Origin of the sequence: Acinetobacter sp. 10FS3-1 (assembly GCF_013343215.1) — a bacterium.
GTDB classification, from domain to species: Bacteria; Pseudomonadota; Gammaproteobacteria; order Pseudomonadales; family Moraxellaceae; genus Acinetobacter; species Acinetobacter lwoffii_C.
Genome location: NZ_CP039143.1, coordinates 2,370,402 through 2,386,598, shown reverse-complemented (window position 1 = coordinate 2,386,598; position 16,197 = coordinate 2,370,402). Strand labels below are relative to the sequence as shown.

Sequence of the window (16,197 nt, the reverse complement as noted above, 5' to 3'; positions counted from 1 at the left end):
AGCTGCTTTTTTAGATCACAAGAAATTATTCATTCCGATCAACTTTCATAGGTTGCACATCCATTTCCTGATAGGAAATCAGCTTGGTATTGTATTTCCATTTATAGCCCAGCCAGATGACCAGGAATAACAGAATGCCGATATAAGTTGACAATACGGCCAGCCATTCTCCTTCCAGAACCGCCTGATAATTCTGACCGAGAACCACAATGGCACAGAGCGTAAATGCAAACCAAGGTGCGAAAGGGAAGAACTTGGCACGATAAGCCAGCTCATCCAGTTTATAGCCTTGTGCAATATAGCCTTTGCGGAAGCGGTAATGCGAAACTGCAATTCCTAGCCAGACAATAAAACCACACATGCCTGACATATTTAACAGCCAGTTAAATACTTGTTCTTCACCGATAAAAGTCGTCAAGAAACATAAGGCGGCAATCGCTGTGGTGGCATAGAGCGCGTTCATGGGTACACCACGAGCATCGAGTAGGCCAAATATTTTTGGTGCACTGCCTTTACGTGCCATATCAAATAACATGCGGGTAGAGGAATACATGCCAGAGTTACCTGCCGATAAAATTGCAGTTAGAATCACGGCATTCATCACACTGGCTGCAAAAGCAAAACCGGCCTGCTCATACAGAAGGGTAAAGGGTGAAAGCGCAATATTATCTGTAGCGGCAGCCTGTAAAAGACGTGGATCATCATAGGCAATCAAGGTGCCGATAATGAAAATACAGACGATATAAAATAGCAAGATACGCCAGAAAATCTGTTTGATGGCAATTGGAATGGTCTTTTTCGGATCTTTGGATTCTCCCGCTGCCACTCCCACCATTTCAGTACCCTGAAAAGAGAATCCGGCAATCATCGCCACACCAATAAGGGCCGATAATCCCCCTACAAAGGGGGCTTCTCCCTTGCTCCAATTTCCAAAGACGCTTACCTCAGGCGTCATCATAATTTTGAAAATCATGAAGATGCCAATGATGATGAACACGATAATGGCAAGAACCTTAACCAGCGAGAAGAGGAATTCAGATTCACCAAAACCTTTAACGGTCAAGGCATTAATTCCAAAGACCACGGTCAGGAAAATGGCGCTCCAATAGAAGCCGGGAATATCCGGAAACCAGAATTTCATGATGAACTGAACTGCAACCAGTTCAAAAGCAACAGTAATTGCCCAGTTGTACCAGTAGTTCCAGCCCAGTGCAAAACCAAAACCGCCTTCCACATATTTGGTGCCGTAGGTGAAAAATGCACCAGATGTCGGGTTGTGTGTGGCAAGTTCGCCTAAGCTGGTCATCAGAAAGTAAATCATGATGCCGATTAAGGCATAGGCCATGAGCGCACCCCCAGGTCCGGCATTTGCAATAGTTGCTCCTGAGGCCAGGAACAAACCGGTACCAATGGAACCGCCGATGGCAATCATGTTCAAATGACGAGCACTCAGCTTACGCTGCAGCTGTGGACTGTGTTGAGTTTCGCTCATCATGATTCCTTAAAGTTTTTTTGAGTGCTGGCAAACAGCACTTTAAAGCCGCTTTGATCCGTTTTAACCGTACACTGACCAAAACTTTGCTCAATTAAAGTTGGGTAATTTAAGAAGCGGTTCGCCACAATCCATAATTCACCACCGGATTTGAGGTGGCGACGTGCAGTCTTGCACAGGTTCTCGCTGGCATCATAGTGTGTCTGGATCCCTTGGTGAAAAGGAGGATTACTGACAATGGCATGTAAAAATAGCGGTGCATCTTCAATACCCGAAATGGCTTTGATTTCAAGCTGCTGCGGACTCAGCTGATTTTTCTCGAAGGTCATTTGTGTAGAGGCTAATGCAAAAGCATCTACATCCAGTGCAAAAATCCGATTTTCTGGATTCAGTTTGGCTAGATAGGCGCTCATCACACCGGCCCCACAGCCAAAATCAGCAATCTTGCCTGAGCTAACCTGATTCAGATAAGGAAGAAGTACCGCAGTTCCTACATCCAGGCGATTTTGGCTAAACACGCCTGGAAGGGCGCACACCGTTAACTCTCCTTTAGGAGTCGGAACTGTATAGGTCTGAGCCCAGTCTGCCAAAGTTTTCGCTTCGACCGCGCAGTCTAAGGTTAATTGCCATAGTTGGCAATGACGCGCGCTATCTAGTTTAATGGCTTTACCATAGGCTTGTAATTGCTTTGCTGCCCGCTCTACGCCGCCTTTCTTTTCACCCACCAGAAAGATACTGCTTCCCTGTTTTAGCTGTACGGCCAGGTTATGAATCAAATAATTGAGTAATTCTTTGGATTTGGGAACAAAGATAACAGCTTGATCAAATTCTCCTGCAGGAATTTCAGTGCCAAAATGGACCTCTGCCTGCCGTGCCTGAAAATACTGGTAATCATTAAAGTTCCATGTCCAGATTGAGGGCTGGATCGACTCACCAAACTCAGCAAGAAGCTCATCGGTCGGTGCATTCAGTAATAAAATCCGACCTGACAAATAATCGTATTGTCTTAATAAAACTTCGCTTTTAGGATCCATAGATCTTTCTCCAATAGAAAAAACACTGTCCAAGTGGGGCTTAAACAGTGTTTTCTGGACATGCAATTACTTCTTTGTTTCTGGAAGTACAATATTTAAAATAAGTGCGGCAATACCGCCGGTCGCTACGCCAGAACTAAAAATATTACGGAATAGTTCAGGTAAATGTTCCAGGATTTGCGGTACCTGTGCAACACCCAGACCAAGTGCTAGAGAAATCGCAATGATCAGCAGGGCACGACGGTCTAAATGGACGCCAGACAGAATATTGATCCCTGATGCAGCCACAGCACCGAACATCACCATCACGGCGCCCCCTAATACGGCTTGTGGAACAGCCTGAATGACACCAGCGACAGCAGGCAATAAACCCAGAATCACCAGAAGGGCTGCAATCCAGATACCAACGTAACGGCTAGCCACACCAGTCAGCTGAATGACGCCATTATTTTGCGCAAAGACTGAACTCGGGAAAGTGTTAAAGATACCAGCAAGCAGTGAGTTGGCGCCATTGACCAGAACACCGCCTTTAATACGTTTCATCCATTCTGGACCATCGACAGGTTGGTTTGACAGCTTAGAAGTTGCCGTAATATCACCAATCGCCTCCAGCGAGGTTACCAGGTAGATAAATGCCATGGGAATAAACAGGCTCCAGGAGAAGTCCAGACCAAAGTGCATTGGGGTCGGAATTTGAACCAGAGGTGCATCTTTGAGACCGGAAAAATCCAGGTGACCCATGAAGCCTGCCAGAATATAGCCGGCCACCAGTGCAATGAGAATGGCAGAGCTTTTTACCCAGGTAATACGTGCCCGGTTCAAGATAATAATCAGGGCCAGTACGGTGCATGACATGATGAGGTTGTCGGCATTGGCAAAAGTTTTATCGCTCATGGCCTGATAACCGCCCCCCATACTGATCAGACCTTCTTTAATTAAGGTCAAACCAATCAGCAGCACCACAATTCCGGTAACTAACGGGGTAATCAGTTTTTTAATCCAGGGCAGAATTTGTGAAACGCCCATCTCAATGAAGGCACCTGCAATGACCACACCGAAAATAGCGGCCATTACTGATTCGACCGGTGTGCCCGCCGCCACCATGGCAGAACCAATCCCAATAATAGGACCAATAAAATTAAAACTGGTTCCTTGCACAATTAGCAGGCCGGCACCAAATGGGCCAACTTTTTTAGATTGTAGAAATGTAGCGATCCCCGAAATGACCAATGACATGGATAAAATCATGTTGGTATCTTCTTTCGACACACCCAGTGCCAGGCAGATGAGTAGGCCGGGGGTCACAATCGGGACAATAATTGCCAGGAGATGCTGGAAAGCGGCTAAAAAAGCAATAAAAGGTTTAGGACGATCTTCCAGACCATACACCAGGTCAAGTTGATCTTTTGAAGGGGGAGATTGATTAAAATCAGACATGTGTCAAAGAAAATTAAGGCTGAGTGGCGCTATTCTAATCGAGTTACACGCCTTTACAAACTAAATGGGGACATAAGGAGAAAAAAATTAGTCCTGTAAATAAACAGCCACTATAAAAAATTAGTATTTTTCTGTATAATCTGCCCTCAAATTACATACGCATTGAATTTACATGTCAGATATTAAAACTCTCCGTAACATCGCCATTATTGCGCACGTCGATCATGGTAAAACTACTCTTGTAGACAAACTTTTGCAACAATCAGGTGCTCTCGGTGATCGCGCGGGTGAGATTGAGCGTGTCATGGATTCGGGTGCTATCGAAAGTGAACGTGGTATTACCATTCTTGCAAAAAATACTGCAATCAAATGGTTAGACAAACGTACTGATACTGAATACCGTATTAACATTGTGGACACCCCGGGACACGCCGACTTCGGTGGTGAAGTTGAACGTGTAATGTCGATGGTTGACTGTGTACTGCTTCTGGTTGACTCTCAGGAAGGTCCAATGCCGCAAACACGTTTTGTGACAGCAAAAGCCTTTGCGAGTGGTCTAAAGCCAATCGTGATCATCAACAAGGTTGACAAGCCAAGCGCGCGTCCAGACTGGGTTATCGACCAGGTATTCGATTTGTTCGATAACTTGGGTGCTTCTGATGAACAGTTAGACTTCCCGGTTGTTTATGCTTCAGGTCTTCGTGGTGTAGCGGGTCCTGCTCCGGATGAGTTGGCTGAAGACATGACTCCGTTGTTCCAAACGATTGTAGACATCGTTGAACCACCAGCGGTTGACGTTGATGGTCCGTTCCAGATGCAAGTCTCTTCACTGGACTATAACAGTTTCGTAGGTGTTATCGGTGTTGGTCGTATCCAGCGCGGTTCGATCAAATTAAATACGCCAGTTACTGTTATTGATAAAGAAGGTAAGACGCGTAACGGCCGTATCCTGAAAATCATGGGTTATCATGGTTTAGATCGTGTGGATGTGGAGTCAGCATCTGCGGGTGATATCGTTTGTGTCACAGGTATCGATGCATTAAATATTTCTGACACGATTTGTGATCCGAAAGCTGTTGAAGCACTTCCTCCGCTTTCTGTAGACGAACCTACAGTGTCGATGACCTTCCAGGTCAATAACTCACCATTTGCTGGTAAAGAAGGTAAATTCGTTACTTCACGTAATATCCGTGAACGTCTAGACCGCGAATTGATTCATAACGTCGCATTACGTGTTGAAGATACTGACAGTCCGGACCGTTTTAAAGTGTCTGGTCGTGGTGAGCTGCATCTTTCTGTGTTGATCGAAAACATGCGTCGTGAAGGCTTCGAGATGGGTGTATCTCGTCCGCAAGTGATCATGAAAGAAATCGATGGTGAAATGCAAGAACCGTACGAAAACGTGACTTTCGACGTCGAAGATCAGCACCAAGGTGCTGTAATGGAACAAATGGGTCACCGTAAGGGCGAGTTAACCAATATGGAAGTTGACGGTAAAGGCCGTATCCGTATTGAAGCAACGATCCCTTCACGTGGCTTGATTGGTTTCCGTTCTGAATTCATGACCATGACTTCTGGTACAGGTATCATGACTTCAAGCTTCTCGCATTATGGTCCGGCGAAAGCAGGTACTGTTGCGAAACGTCAAAATGGTGTGCTGATTTCTATGGTTCAAGGCACTTGCTTGGGCTATGCATTATTCACCCTACAAGATCGTGGCCGTCTATTTGCTAAACCGCAATTAGAAGTTTATGAAGGTATGATCATTGGTATTAACTCTCGTTCTGACGATATGACAGTTAACCCGACCAAAGCAAAACAGTTAACGAACGTACGTGCATCGGGTACTGACGAAGCCTTGACGCTGACGCCAGCTATCGAATTCACACTTGAGCAAGCGCTTGAATTCATTGAAGATGACGAACTGGTTGAAGTAACACCGAAGTCAATCCGCATTCGTAAGCGTTACCTGACTGAAAACGAACGTAAACGTAATCGTGATAAATAATCTTTAGACGATTTATCAGATTAAATGAACCGTAATCTTCCTGGAGATTACGGTTTTTTATTTTTGGATAGCATCCAAGCGTAATTTACCAAAACCCAGTAAATTAAATAAAAATCAAAAGTCCTGCCTCATGTATAATTCAGGACAAAACTTGATAAGAGTAGGTTGAAATAAGTTATGAGTATTCTTCAGGAATTTAAAGAATTTGCTGTTAAAGGCAATGTGATGGACCTGGCGGTTGGTGTAATCATTGGTGGCGCTTTCGGTAAAATTATTGATTCCGCGGTTGCTGATTTAATTATGCCTTTTATCAGCTGGATTCTAGGTGGAGATGTTGATTATTCAAACTGGTTCCTGGTACTGGGCGATAATCCAAATAACATTACTAATCTGGCAGCTGCAAAAGAAGCTGGTTTAAATATCTTTGCCTATGGTAACTTCTTGACGATTCTGATTAATTTCATTTTATTGGCTTGGGTGGTGTTCTGGCTGGTTAAAGTGATGAACAAAATGCGCCGTAAGCAAGAGGCGGAGCCAGCACCTGCAGCAACCCCGGAAGATATTGCATTATTGCGTGAAATTCGGGATGAGTTGAAAAAACGTCCTGAAGCTTAAGAGCTTGGGCTTATATAAAAAACGGCGCGTGGGGCGCCGTTTTTTTACGCAAATGCTCATTTTTATCACTCAAAAGCTCTTTCTCTGCCATCAGTAGAAGGAAGAAGCCGGGCTTAAAAATCCATCCGGAATTTAATTTCCAGCAAGTGCCAGCCGAACTGACTTTTGATTGGGCCATGTAATTCGCGTTCTGGCAAACTGAACACGGCCTTATCTATTGGCCCAACCAGTTGGCCTTTTTTTACATCACCGAGTTCACCGCCTTTTTTTCCGGATGGGCAAGTGGAATGTTGTTTGGCAATTTTGGCAAAGTCTGCACCGCCTTTAATTTTCTTTTTCAGTTGCTCGGCAGTGTCTTTATCTTTAACCAGAATATGACGGACGATAGCGGACTTCATGTTTTATTCCCCTGTATCACTGGCTTCGCAGCTAGCTTAACTGCTTTTAACGGCTGGCATTGTGGACAGAATACCGATGCACGCTGTCCCAGTTTGAGATTTTCAAGGGGGGTTTCACAGTTGACACACATCTCACCGGCACGGCCATAGGCCAGCAAGGTCTGCTGGAAATAACCGTTTTCACCCATGGCATTGGTATAGTCTTTGAGTGTCGAGCCACCGAGCTCAATCGCCTGCTTCAGAATGCGCTTGATTTCAAGGACCAGTTTTTCAACTTGACTTGGGCTTAGGTCTTTGGCGGGCTGGGCCGGATGAATGCCAAGATTAAACAGGCTCTCGGTTGCGTAGATATTGCCAACGCCCACCACGACATGGTTATCCATGATGGCAACTTTAATCGCAGTGTTTTTATTTTTTAATTTTTGCGCTAAATATGCAGCATCAAATGCTTCACTTAAAGGTTCAGGACCTAAAGTATCAATCAACTTCGTTTGTGAATACTCATCTAGCCACAAAATACAGCCAAAACGGCGAGGGTCGTGATAACGTAATTCAAAATCTTCAAACTGGATAATTAAATGGTCATGTTTACGTAATTCTTCATGCGGTTCACAGAGGCGAAAACTGCCTGACATGCCCAGATGCCAGAGCATACTGTCGTTTTCAAACTCAGCCAGAATATATTTGGAACGACGGTTTAGTCCGATCAGACGCTGACCTTGCAATTTGGCCAGATCATTTGGAATCGGCCAGCGTAGGCTTGGCTGTCGTACTTCGACACGTAGCACTTTTTGCTCAACTAAGGGTAATAAACTGGTTTTAGTGGTTTCAACTTCTGGTAATTCAGGCATAACACATCAGCAACAGGAGAATGGTATTAATATTGGGTGATTTGAAAGGGATTGCAAGTGAATCACGTTGGGGAGTGAGAAAAATGACCGATCATTGCCGACTTAGTGCATTTTAAAATAGTGCGATGTTTGAATAGGTATTTATACTTTTTATTCAGAAAGGATAAAAAAAGACTGGAATTTAAAATTCATGCAACGCCGGGGCTGATATCAGCTTCGAACCTGCACGAGCTGGTGAATCCAGGTGCTACAAAAAATAAGGATGATATGCCGGTCCTGGGACTCAGTCGCCGTATCATCTTTTAAAAAAGCAGCATTCACGTTATAAATAACCAGGTCTCAATGGCCTGTTTATCAGTTTTGCCTGACCCTGATTGAAAATGAATAAAAAGGAAGAACCCATGACATTATTATTTCAGCCTCTCCAGTTCGGTGCATTAGAACTCAGCAATAAAATTGTCATTGCACCTATGTGTCAATATTCTGCAACGGATCAGGGTGAAATTACTTATTGGCATGAACAGCAGTGGGCGAGTTATGCACTTTCCGGTGCGGGGCTATGTATTGTAGAAGCGACGGCCGTGCAGCCCGAGGGTCGGATCAGCTATGCCGATCTGGGATTATGGAATGATCGGCAGGCGGACCAGATCAAGACGTTGCTGACCAAAGTCAAATCCATCTCGCCTATGCCATTTGGTATTCAGCTGGCGCATGCCGGCCGTAAAGCCTCTACTGACAAGCCTTGGTCGGGCCGAGGGCAGTTCAAGCCCGATGAACCGCATGGCTGGCAAACCGTATCTGCCAGTAGTATTCCTTTTCAGGCAGATGAGCATCCTCCTAAAGCACTGAGTGAGCTGGAAATCCAGCAGGTCATTTCTGACTTTGCACACAGTGCCAAACGTGCCGTAGACGCTGGATTTGATCTGGTTGAGTTACATGCTGCACATGGTTATTTATTGCATCAATTTCTGTCTCCGCTGTCGAATCAGCGTACAGATCAATATGGTGGTTCATTAGAAAATCGTATGCGTTTGACTCTGGAAGTGTTCCAGGCGATGAAAGCAGTCGTTCCAGAAGGCTATCCGGTGGGTGTGCGTATTTCAGCAACAGACTGGATTGAAGAAGAGCCAAGCTGGGATATTAATGCCTCTATTGAACTATCTAAAGCTTTGGAAGCTCTGGGAGCTGCCTATATTCATGTATCCAGCGCAGGCCTGCATATAGCGCAAAAAATCGATATAAAACCAAGTTATCAGGTGCCTTTTGCAGCAGCAATTAAGCCCCAAGTCCAGATTCCGGTGATTACTGTGGGGCTGATTACTGATGCTGAACAGGCTGAGGAAATTTTACAGAAGGATCAGGCCGATGCCATCGCGATTGCCCGTGCCATTTTATATGATCCACACTGGCCTTGGCATGCAGCTGCCGAATTGAAACAGGAAATTAAAATTTCACCCCAATATTTACGTTCTGCACCTCATGGGCTAAATGGTTTATTTAAGCCTTTTTAAAGCCTGTTTCCCCGTACCAGGGCCTATAATCATGCTTCATTTGCAACAGGTTTTTTCATATGATCTTTTCGGTCATTGTACCTATCTTTCTCTTGGTGGGGTTGGGTTACCTCAGTGTGAAATGTCAAATCTTAAAAAAAGAACAGGTTGATACAGTTGGTGCTTTTGTTATTAAAGTGGCTTTGCCCTTGCTGTTCTTTCAAGTTCTGTCTTCTAAAGACCTGCATGAAATCTGGTATTTTGAATACTTTATGGTCTATAGCACGGTTACTTTAGTGCTGTATACGACCGGTTTCTGGATAATGCGTCGTCATTTCCAGAATAGTTTTTCACATAGCGCGATTTTATCTCTGGGTGCAGCCATGTCCAATACCGGGCTGATCGGGACGGCTATGCTGACCTTGCTGGTCGGACCACAAGCCCTGACCTATACTTCTCTGGTCGTTATTATTGAAAGTATGCTGCTGCTTCCTATGGTGCTGGTACTGGCGGCAATGGGTAGTCAGCAGCAATCCAATCTGGGTGGTATTTTGAAAAGTACCATCTTGCCGCTTTTTAAAAATCCCCTATTTGTCGGAGTCATACTGGGCATCAGCTGTGCCGTATTCGAGATCCGGGTGCCGGTTTATCTTGATCAGGTTTTTGCCATGATAGGACAAACCGCTTCACCGCTGGCACTCTTTGTGATTGGCGGCGGAATTGTGGGTACCAGTCTGAAATATGTAAATGTAGAAAGTTGTTATCTGGTGTTTTCCAGCAATATCCTGATGCCTTTACTGATGTATCTGGGGCTCAGCCAGTTGACCAGCTTAAGTCAGGAAATGATCTATGCTGGGACCCTGATTGCAGCCCTGCCGATGCCCACCTTGTATGGCATGTTGGGGCAGGCTTATGGTTTAAAGGAACGGACTTTAACTCCCTTATTGATGAGTACTATTGCAGGTTTTATTGTCGCCAGTGGACTGATTACCTTATGGTGGAGTTAAAAGCTGATATTCAAGAAAACGTCCGCATCAAAAAAGCTCCTGTTGGAGCTTTTTTCAGAACTGAAGAAAAAGGGATTAGCTTTTTTTCGCCGGTGCTTTTTTCTGCTCCGCAATCATTTTATCCACTGTGACCAAGGACTCTTTGGCTTGTGGAATATTTTCCTTTGCCAGTGCCGCAAAGATTTTTTTCGCTTCAGGCAGGTTTTGCGGCACGATGCTGCCATTGGCAAACATGTTGGCCACTGCCATCAGGGCAGGGATATAGCCTTTTTTAGCCAGATCCTGAATGCTGCTCAGCCCTTGCTGAACCGGCTTTTCATCTTTATTTTTAAAGCCCAGACTGATGTCATATAGTGCTTTGGCATGAATTGCCTGCAAATTGCCTTTATTCAGCAGAGGCTGTAATTTTTGCAGGGCACTTTTGTCAGAGGCGGGTTTACCTTCTGCAAACAGCAGCACAGCCAGATCAATGGTCGCATCATCAAAATTTGCAGCTGATGCTTTTTCTAAATGCTGTTTGGCTTTGGTCAGATCCTGTTTTAAGCCTAAAGTGCCAGCAGCATAGTTTTTTCCAAGGACATAATTCGCAACCGGATAGCCTTTGCTGGCAGCCTGTTCATAGAGCTGAACGGCCTTTTTCTCGTCTTTGACAGTCCCTTGGCCAGATTGTGTTAAATAGCCTAAGTTATATATGGCCTGAGCATTTCCCTGACTCGCCAGCTTGTTTAAGGCCTCATAGGCGCCCTTAAAATTATTGGCTTTAACCATTTCTTCAATTTTAGTAAATTGTGGATCAACTGGAACAGCAGCAGTATTGGCCAGCGTGAATTGTGCAGAAACTGCAAGAATTGCAGCGAGTACTAACTTTTTCTTCATGGTTCCTATAACCTTAATATTTTTTACACCTGATTCCATGGTGTGGTTTTAATCATTGTCCTTCCATCATAAAAGGATTTTGGACTTTGTAAATAAGGAATTTGTCACGAAATAAAAAACAGTTGTTTGACTGGTAAATAATTTAAAATTAGGCATTAATCTGTATTTTCAGCATCAATTATGCATCGATTTTATCTTTAAAGTCTGCAGATACTCCCTGAATACACAGTTAAAAAACAAGATTAAACGAGAAACAGAAACTAAAAAGCCAAGCGTAGAGGCTTGGCTTTTTGGATGAGTTTTAAAATAAAAGCACTTACTGCGGACGCGCCACATCGCCACTTAAGCTTTCAGGTAAATCCAAAACCGTCACATCCAGTTCAGTCAAAGCTTCAGGGCGGGCAACCACCAGTGCAATATAGCTATTTTCACATGCGGTACTGTTGACCACCTGGACACCTCGATTTAACTGTTCAGCTTGTGCAGGCGCAGGGCCTGTACCTTGAATGAGATGCAACCAGGCTTTTGGTTTGGCTTTAAACCACAGGCGTGCCACCACTTCCTGCCCTAAATAGCACCCTTTGTCGTAATTCACCCCTTCACGCTGATGCAGACGTAATTCCTGCGGCTGAAACTCTCCGGCAATATCTGCTTCAATCCAAGCTTGTCCGGCTCGAATAGCTTGCTGTTTCCACAGGGCAATATCAGCTTCGGCTGGGGAAAATTCAGTATGCTCACCGTGTAAAGTCGGATAAACCGTGCCGACTTCTTCCAGTTTCATTTTTGAAAAAGCCCCGAATTTTTTAATATGTTTGGCAAATTCTTCGGCTTGGTCTTGGGTGGTGACAATTTCAAAGCTTTCTGAATTGATTTTCTTTAGCCACAACCCAAACTGAATACGCCCTTTTAAGCTACAGATGGCAGTATAACGCGTCTGGTTTTCGGCTAATGCTTCAGTATTTAAAGTCACTTGACCCTGAAGGAATTTTTGCGCATCTACACCATTTAGAGTGAAGAGTATAAAAGCAGTAGATGTTGCCATGTTTAGCCTCTGGGTATATTTTCACAAATCATTAATCCTGATATTTTGCAACATGCAAGGCAGATAGGCAAACAAAAAGCCCATATTGCTCTAGGCTGAATAAAACTTGTAAAACTGCTCATTAATGAACACGATTGGGCTCTGCGGTAATAGGCAAGCTCATAGGAGGTGAGGGCAGTTTGCGGTTACAGTCAAATGTGTCATCGTAGATCCGCATAATTTCCATCATGCCCCGAGCTTCATGATCTAAAAGATGCAAAACAGAAAGTATGGGGTAATTGATCGATAGTTAAACCATCGTAGGTACTTGTCGTGACAGGAAGAAACTTAAGCTGATCGAAATCATTTTTTTCAGTTTCTGGTCCGACATTGTGAACAGGCTGCAATAGTTTATTGGACCATTCTTTGAGGGTTAGGCCCAAGACATCACGAACGCCAGCTCGAGATGTGTGAGTGGCTAATCCCTAGGAGTTAGGATTATTCAGTTCGGTATAATCTTCTATCCGATACAACCATTTGAATTAGCCTTGGTTGATGTATTGGTGGTACTGCACAAACGTATTGAATTTTTTCAACACCAGAATTTATTCACTGGAAGTATGAGCGTGGTTTTATCTTGCCACAGAATAACTATACGCCCCGAAGCCGCCAGTTCGCCATTTTCATTTTTTTGAAGGTTAGAAATACTGGGGTAAATATAAAAAATATAGATTTTATAAATGCTTAAAAGGTTTATTTAAATATATAGAATTCAATTAATTTTTACTTCAGCAAATCGATCTCATACTAAAGAATAGGAAGGAAATGCTAAAATTGCTTAAAAAAAGAACATTTAGAGCGGATATTCTAAAAAATATATAACAAAATGTTGCTGAAATGCGGATTTTTGCAACTAAGTATATGAAATATAAATGATTTGGGAAGTGGCTTTTCGGCAGTGTACTATGCCACTTAAGCGATGGTCATTCTTAACAACAATGATGTAGGAAAAAATGATGCAAGAGGCAGGTAAGCTATGAACAAAAAATATCGTAAACCGCTGCAAGGCACCCCGCTGGAATATTATGACGTGCGTCAGGCTGTGGAAGATATCCAGCCAGGCGCCTATGCCACACTTCCCTATACCTCCAAAGTACTGGCCGAGCAGCTGGTGCGCCGTTGCGATCCTGCCATTTTGGAACAGTCATTAAAAGAACTGATTTACCGTAAACAGGATCACGATTTCCCCTGGTATCCCGCCCGCGTGGTCTGTCATGACATTCTCGGTCAAACCGCACTGGTTGACCTTGCCGGTTTGCGTGATGCCATTGCCGAGCAGGGCGGCGATCCATCCAAAGTCAATCCGGTGGTACCAACGCAATTGATCGTTGATCACTCTCTAGCGGTGGAATATGGCGGTTTTGACCCGGATGCTTTTGAAAAAAACCGGGCCATTGAAGACCGTCGTAATGAAGACCGTTTCCATTTTATTGAGTGGACCAAAACCGCGTTTGAAAATGTCGATGTGATTCCGGCGGGCAATGGCATCATGCACCAGATCAATCTGGAGAAAATGTCTCCAGTCATTCAAAATCGTGATGGCGTGGCATTCCCGGATACTTGCGTCGGTACCGACTCGCATACACCGCATACCGATGCTCTGGGCGTGATTTCAATCGGGGTGGGCGGTTTAGAAGCTGAAAACGTAATGCTTGGCCGTGCTTCGTGGATGCGTTTGCCTGACATTATCGGGGTGGAGCTGGTCGGTCAGCGTCAGCCGGGCATTACCGCAACCGATATTGTACTGGCGCTCACAGAATTCTTGCGTCAAGAGCGTGTGGTGGGTGCCTATCTGGAATTCTTTGGTGAAGGTGCAGACAGCATGTCGGTGGGGGATCGTGCGACGATTTCCAACATGACACCTGAATATGGTGCAACTGCAGCGATGTTCTACATCGACCAGAACACCATTGATTATTTAACGCTGACGGGCCGTGAAGCCGAGCAGGTCAGGCTGGTTGAAACCTATGCCAAAGAAATCGGTCTTTGGGCCTCAGACATGACACAGGCGGAATATCCGCGTGTGCTGCGTTTCGACCTTTCTACCGTTACACGTAACATTGCCGGACCTTCCAATCCGCATGCGCGTGTTTCAACGGCGGACCTGAAAGAAAAAGGCATTGCCGGCAATTTAGAAGCAGCTCGCGCGCAAGAAGCAGAAGGCTTAATGCCAGATGGAGCGATCATTATTGCTGCGATTACCTCATGTACCAATACCTCAAATCCACGTAATACCGTGGCAGCAGGCTTGCTGGCACGTAAAGCCAATGAGCTTGGTTTGGTGCGTAAACCGTGGGTGAAATCATCGTTTGCCCCGGGGTCTAAAGCAGCGGCTTTATATCTGGAAGAAGCCGGAGTACTGGGTGATCTGGAAAAACTGGGTTTCGGTATTGTCGCTTATGCCTGTACCACCTGTAACGGCATGTCGGGTGCGCTTGATCCGAACATCCAGCAGGAAATTATTGACCGTGACCTGTATGCCACAGCGGTGCTTTCAGGTAACCGCAACTTCGACGGACGTATCCATCCTTATGCCAAGCAGGCATTTTTGGCTTCACCGCCTTTGGTGGTGGCCTATGCCATTGCCGGAACCATCCGTTTTGACATCGAAACAGATGCATTAGGGCATGACAAAGACGGTAACCCGATTTACTTAAAAGACATCTGGCCGTCGGATGAAGAAATTGATGCCCTGGTCAAAGAATCGGTTAAACCGGAACAGTTCAAGCAGGTGTATATCCCGATGTTTGATCTGGGGGAGCGTGAGCAGGCAGCAAGTCCGCTGTATGACTGGCGTCCGCAAAGTACCTATATCCGCCGCCCGCCTTACTGGGAAGGCGCACTGGCTGCACCACGTACACTTGCGAATATGCGTCCACTGGCAATCTTGGGCGATAACATCACCACGGATCATCTGTCACCATCGAATGCCATCATGCTGGATTCGGCAGCGGGTGAATACCTGCACAAAATGGGGGTGCCTGAAGAAGACTTTAACTCTTATGCAACGCACCGCGGTGACCATTTGACGGCGCAGCGTGCAACCTTTGCCAATCCGAAACTGTTTAATGAAATGGTGGTGCGTTCTGACGGCAGCATCAAACAGGGTTCAAAGGCACGGGTGGAGCCGGAAGGTGAAGTGATGCGGATGTGGGAAGCGATTGAAACCTATATGAACCGCAAACAGCCGCTGATCATTATTGCGGGCAAGGACTATGGTCAGGGCTCAAGCCGTGACTGGGCGGCCAAAGGGGTGCGTCTTGCCGGGGTAGAAGTGATTGTAGCAGAAGGGTTTGAGCGTATTCACCGTACCAATCTGGTCGGTATGGGAGTGTTGCCGCTGGAGTTTAAACCGGGCACGGATCGTAAAACCCTGAAGCTGGACGGGACGGAGCTGTATAGCGTGATGGGGAATATTGCGCCGCGTTCTGACTTAACTTTGGTGATTGAGCGTGCAACTGAAGATGGCAAGAATCAGATTGTTGAAGTCCCGGTGACCTGTCGTTTGGATACTGAGGAAGAGGTGTCTGTCTATGAAGCCGGTGGGGTATTGCAGCGCTTTGCACAGGATTTTTTGGAAGGCAATGTGGCATAAGACTTTAAGCTTAAAGTAATTGTTATTATTGTAAAAAGACCCTGCTGTTAAGTGGGGTTTTTTTATTTAAAAAGATTTTAAGCATATATGAGAGATTTGGGTAAATTAGTGAAGACACCTTTGCATCAATGTGTACACAAGTTGGTTTAATTCCAAATGGCTCAATAAGTGCTAAAACGGATTGCATTTTTATAGAGAGCTTCTGATTTCTCAAGACATTTTAGTAAATGAGCTTCACAAGTCAGCAGTAAAGTGCAACTGTGAGGCTAGGTCCCCAGAATTCTACTTCGCCCTCAATCACTCTTTGGCCATG

Annotated in this window: 12 protein-coding genes; 5 read left to right on the top strand and 7 right to left on the bottom strand. The window is 45.1% G+C overall.

What is annotated here, in order from left to right; genetic code table 11:
• Positions 1-25 precede the first annotated feature (25 nt).
• The 3 genes from E5Y90_RS11205 to E5Y90_RS11195 all read right to left on the bottom strand — a co-directional run bounded on the left by E5Y90_RS11205 (position 26) and on the right by E5Y90_RS11195 (position 3,963).
• On the bottom strand, positions 26-1,492 hold the full coding sequence (locus tag E5Y90_RS11205; protein ID WP_174660224.1) for an amino acid permease: 1,467 nt from the start codon (positions 1,490-1,492) through the stop codon (positions 26-28).
• Entirely contained in the window at positions 1,492-2,526 is a 1,035-nt protein-coding gene (locus E5Y90_RS11200; protein ID WP_151204515.1) for a methyltransferase, read from the bottom strand. Before E5Y90_RS11200 ends, E5Y90_RS11205 begins: the two co-directional genes overlap by 1 nt.
• 66 nt (positions 2,527-2,592) lie before the next feature.
• Positions 2,593-3,963, bottom strand: a complete 1,371-nt coding sequence (locus tag E5Y90_RS11195) for a uracil-xanthine permease family protein (protein WP_151204516.1) — start codon at positions 3,961-3,963, stop codon at positions 2,593-2,595.
• A 172-nt stretch (positions 3,964-4,135) separates the two neighbouring features.
• Between E5Y90_RS11195 and typA the strand changes: the two genes are divergently transcribed.
• Together typA and mscL are read left to right on the top strand one after the other, a co-directional pair.
• Positions 4,136-5,971, top strand: a complete 1,836-nt coding sequence (typA, locus tag E5Y90_RS11190; protein WP_151204517.1) for a translational GTPase TypA — start codon at positions 4,136-4,138, stop codon at positions 5,969-5,971.
• Positions 5,972-6,148: 177 nt separating this feature from the next.
• Positions 6,149-6,586 (top strand): large conductance mechanosensitive channel protein MscL, encoded by a 438-nt coding sequence (gene mscL / locus E5Y90_RS11185; RefSeq protein ID WP_151204518.1) that lies wholly within the window; start codon positions 6,149-6,151, stop codon positions 6,584-6,586.
• Positions 6,587-6,699: 113 nt separating this feature from the next.
• On the opposite strand, the gene E5Y90_RS11180 is transcribed toward mscL, so the two are convergent.
• Together E5Y90_RS11180 and mutM are read right to left on the bottom strand one after the other, a co-directional pair.
• Entirely contained in the window at positions 6,700-6,984 is a 285-nt protein-coding gene (locus tag E5Y90_RS11180) for a peptidylprolyl isomerase (protein ID WP_151204519.1), read from the bottom strand.
• Positions 6,981-7,835 carry a bifunctional DNA-formamidopyrimidine glycosylase/DNA-(apurinic or apyrimidinic site) lyase gene (gene mutM, locus E5Y90_RS11175; protein WP_174660223.1) on the bottom strand — a complete coding sequence of 285 codons (855 nt, stop codon included), beginning with the start codon at positions 7,833-7,835 and terminating at the stop codon, positions 6,981-6,983. Before mutM ends, E5Y90_RS11180 begins: the two co-directional genes overlap by 4 nt.
• A gap of 401 nt (positions 7,836-8,236) precedes the next feature.
• Here mutM and E5Y90_RS11170 point away from each other — a divergent pair, with 401 nt between their 5' ends.
• Both E5Y90_RS11170 and E5Y90_RS11165 read left to right on the top strand, forming a co-directional pair.
• The gene (locus E5Y90_RS11170) at positions 8,237-9,346 is read left to right on the top strand and encodes an NADH:flavin oxidoreductase/NADH oxidase (RefSeq protein ID WP_174660222.1); all 1,110 of its coding nucleotides are present in this window, start codon (positions 8,237-8,239) and stop codon (positions 9,344-9,346) included.
• Positions 9,347-9,405: 59 nt separating this feature from the next.
• Positions 9,406-10,332 (top strand): AEC family transporter, encoded by a 927-nt coding sequence (locus E5Y90_RS11165; protein WP_174660221.1) that lies wholly within the window; start codon positions 9,406-9,408, stop codon positions 10,330-10,332.
• 75 nt (positions 10,333-10,407) lie between these two features.
• Here E5Y90_RS11165 and E5Y90_RS11160 read toward each other — a convergent pair whose 3' ends face one another.
• Both E5Y90_RS11160 and E5Y90_RS11155 read right to left on the bottom strand, forming a co-directional pair.
• A complete protein-coding gene (locus tag E5Y90_RS11160) occupies positions 10,408-11,208 on the bottom strand; it encodes a tetratricopeptide repeat protein (RefSeq protein ID WP_174660220.1) in 801 nt (266 codons plus the stop codon).
• 316 nt (positions 11,209-11,524) lie between these two features.
• Positions 11,525-12,250, bottom strand: coding sequence for a YgfZ/GcvT domain-containing protein (locus E5Y90_RS11155; RefSeq protein WP_174660219.1), 726 nt, complete (start codon positions 12,248-12,250; stop codon positions 11,525-11,527).
• Between the two features lie 1,015 nt (positions 12,251-13,265).
• On the opposite strand from E5Y90_RS11155, the gene acnD reads away from it, so the two are divergent.
• Positions 13,266-15,884 (top strand): Fe/S-dependent 2-methylisocitrate dehydratase AcnD, encoded by a 2,619-nt coding sequence (gene acnD, locus E5Y90_RS11150; RefSeq protein ID WP_174660218.1) that lies wholly within the window; start codon positions 13,266-13,268, stop codon positions 15,882-15,884.
• The last annotated feature ends 313 nt before the right edge of the window (positions 15,885-16,197 follow it).

Bases quoted from the DNA above. Each gene is read 5' to 3' on its own strand.
- E5Y90_RS11180 (WP_151204519.1), bottom strand. From the start codon at position 6,984: ATGAAGTCCGCTATCGTCCGTCATATTCTGGTTAAAGATAAAGACACT.
- E5Y90_RS11165 (WP_174660221.1), top strand. From the start codon at position 9,406: ATGATCTTTTCGGTCATTGTACCTATCTTTCTCTTGGTGGGGTTGGGT.
- E5Y90_RS11155 (WP_174660219.1), bottom strand. From the start codon at position 12,250: ATGGCAACATCTACTGCTTTTATACTCTTCACTCTAAATGGTGTAGAT.
- mscL (WP_151204518.1), top strand. From the start codon at position 6,149: ATGAGTATTCTTCAGGAATTTAAAGAATTTGCTGTTAAAGGCAATGTG.
- E5Y90_RS11205 (WP_174660224.1), bottom strand. From the start codon at position 1,492: ATGAGCGAAACTCAACACAGTCCACAGCTGCAGCGTAAGCTGAGTGCT.
- E5Y90_RS11195 (WP_151204516.1), bottom strand. From the start codon at position 3,963: ATGTCTGATTTTAATCAATCTCCCCCTTCAAAAGATCAACTTGACCTG.
- acnD (WP_174660218.1), top strand. From the start codon at position 13,266: ATGAACAAAAAATATCGTAAACCGCTGCAAGGCACCCCGCTGGAATAT.
- E5Y90_RS11170 (WP_174660222.1), top strand. From the start codon at position 8,237: ATGACATTATTATTTCAGCCTCTCCAGTTCGGTGCATTAGAACTCAGC.
- E5Y90_RS11200 (WP_151204515.1), bottom strand. From the start codon at position 2,526: ATGGATCCTAAAAGCGAAGTTTTATTAAGACAATACGATTATTTGTCA.
- mutM (WP_174660223.1), bottom strand. From the start codon at position 7,835: ATGCCTGAATTACCAGAAGTTGAAACCACTAAAACCAGTTTATTACCC.
- typA (WP_151204517.1), top strand. From the start codon at position 4,136: ATGTCAGATATTAAAACTCTCCGTAACATCGCCATTATTGCGCACGTC.
- E5Y90_RS11160 (WP_174660220.1), bottom strand. From the start codon at position 11,208: ATGAAGAAAAAGTTAGTACTCGCTGCAATTCTTGCAGTTTCTGCACAA.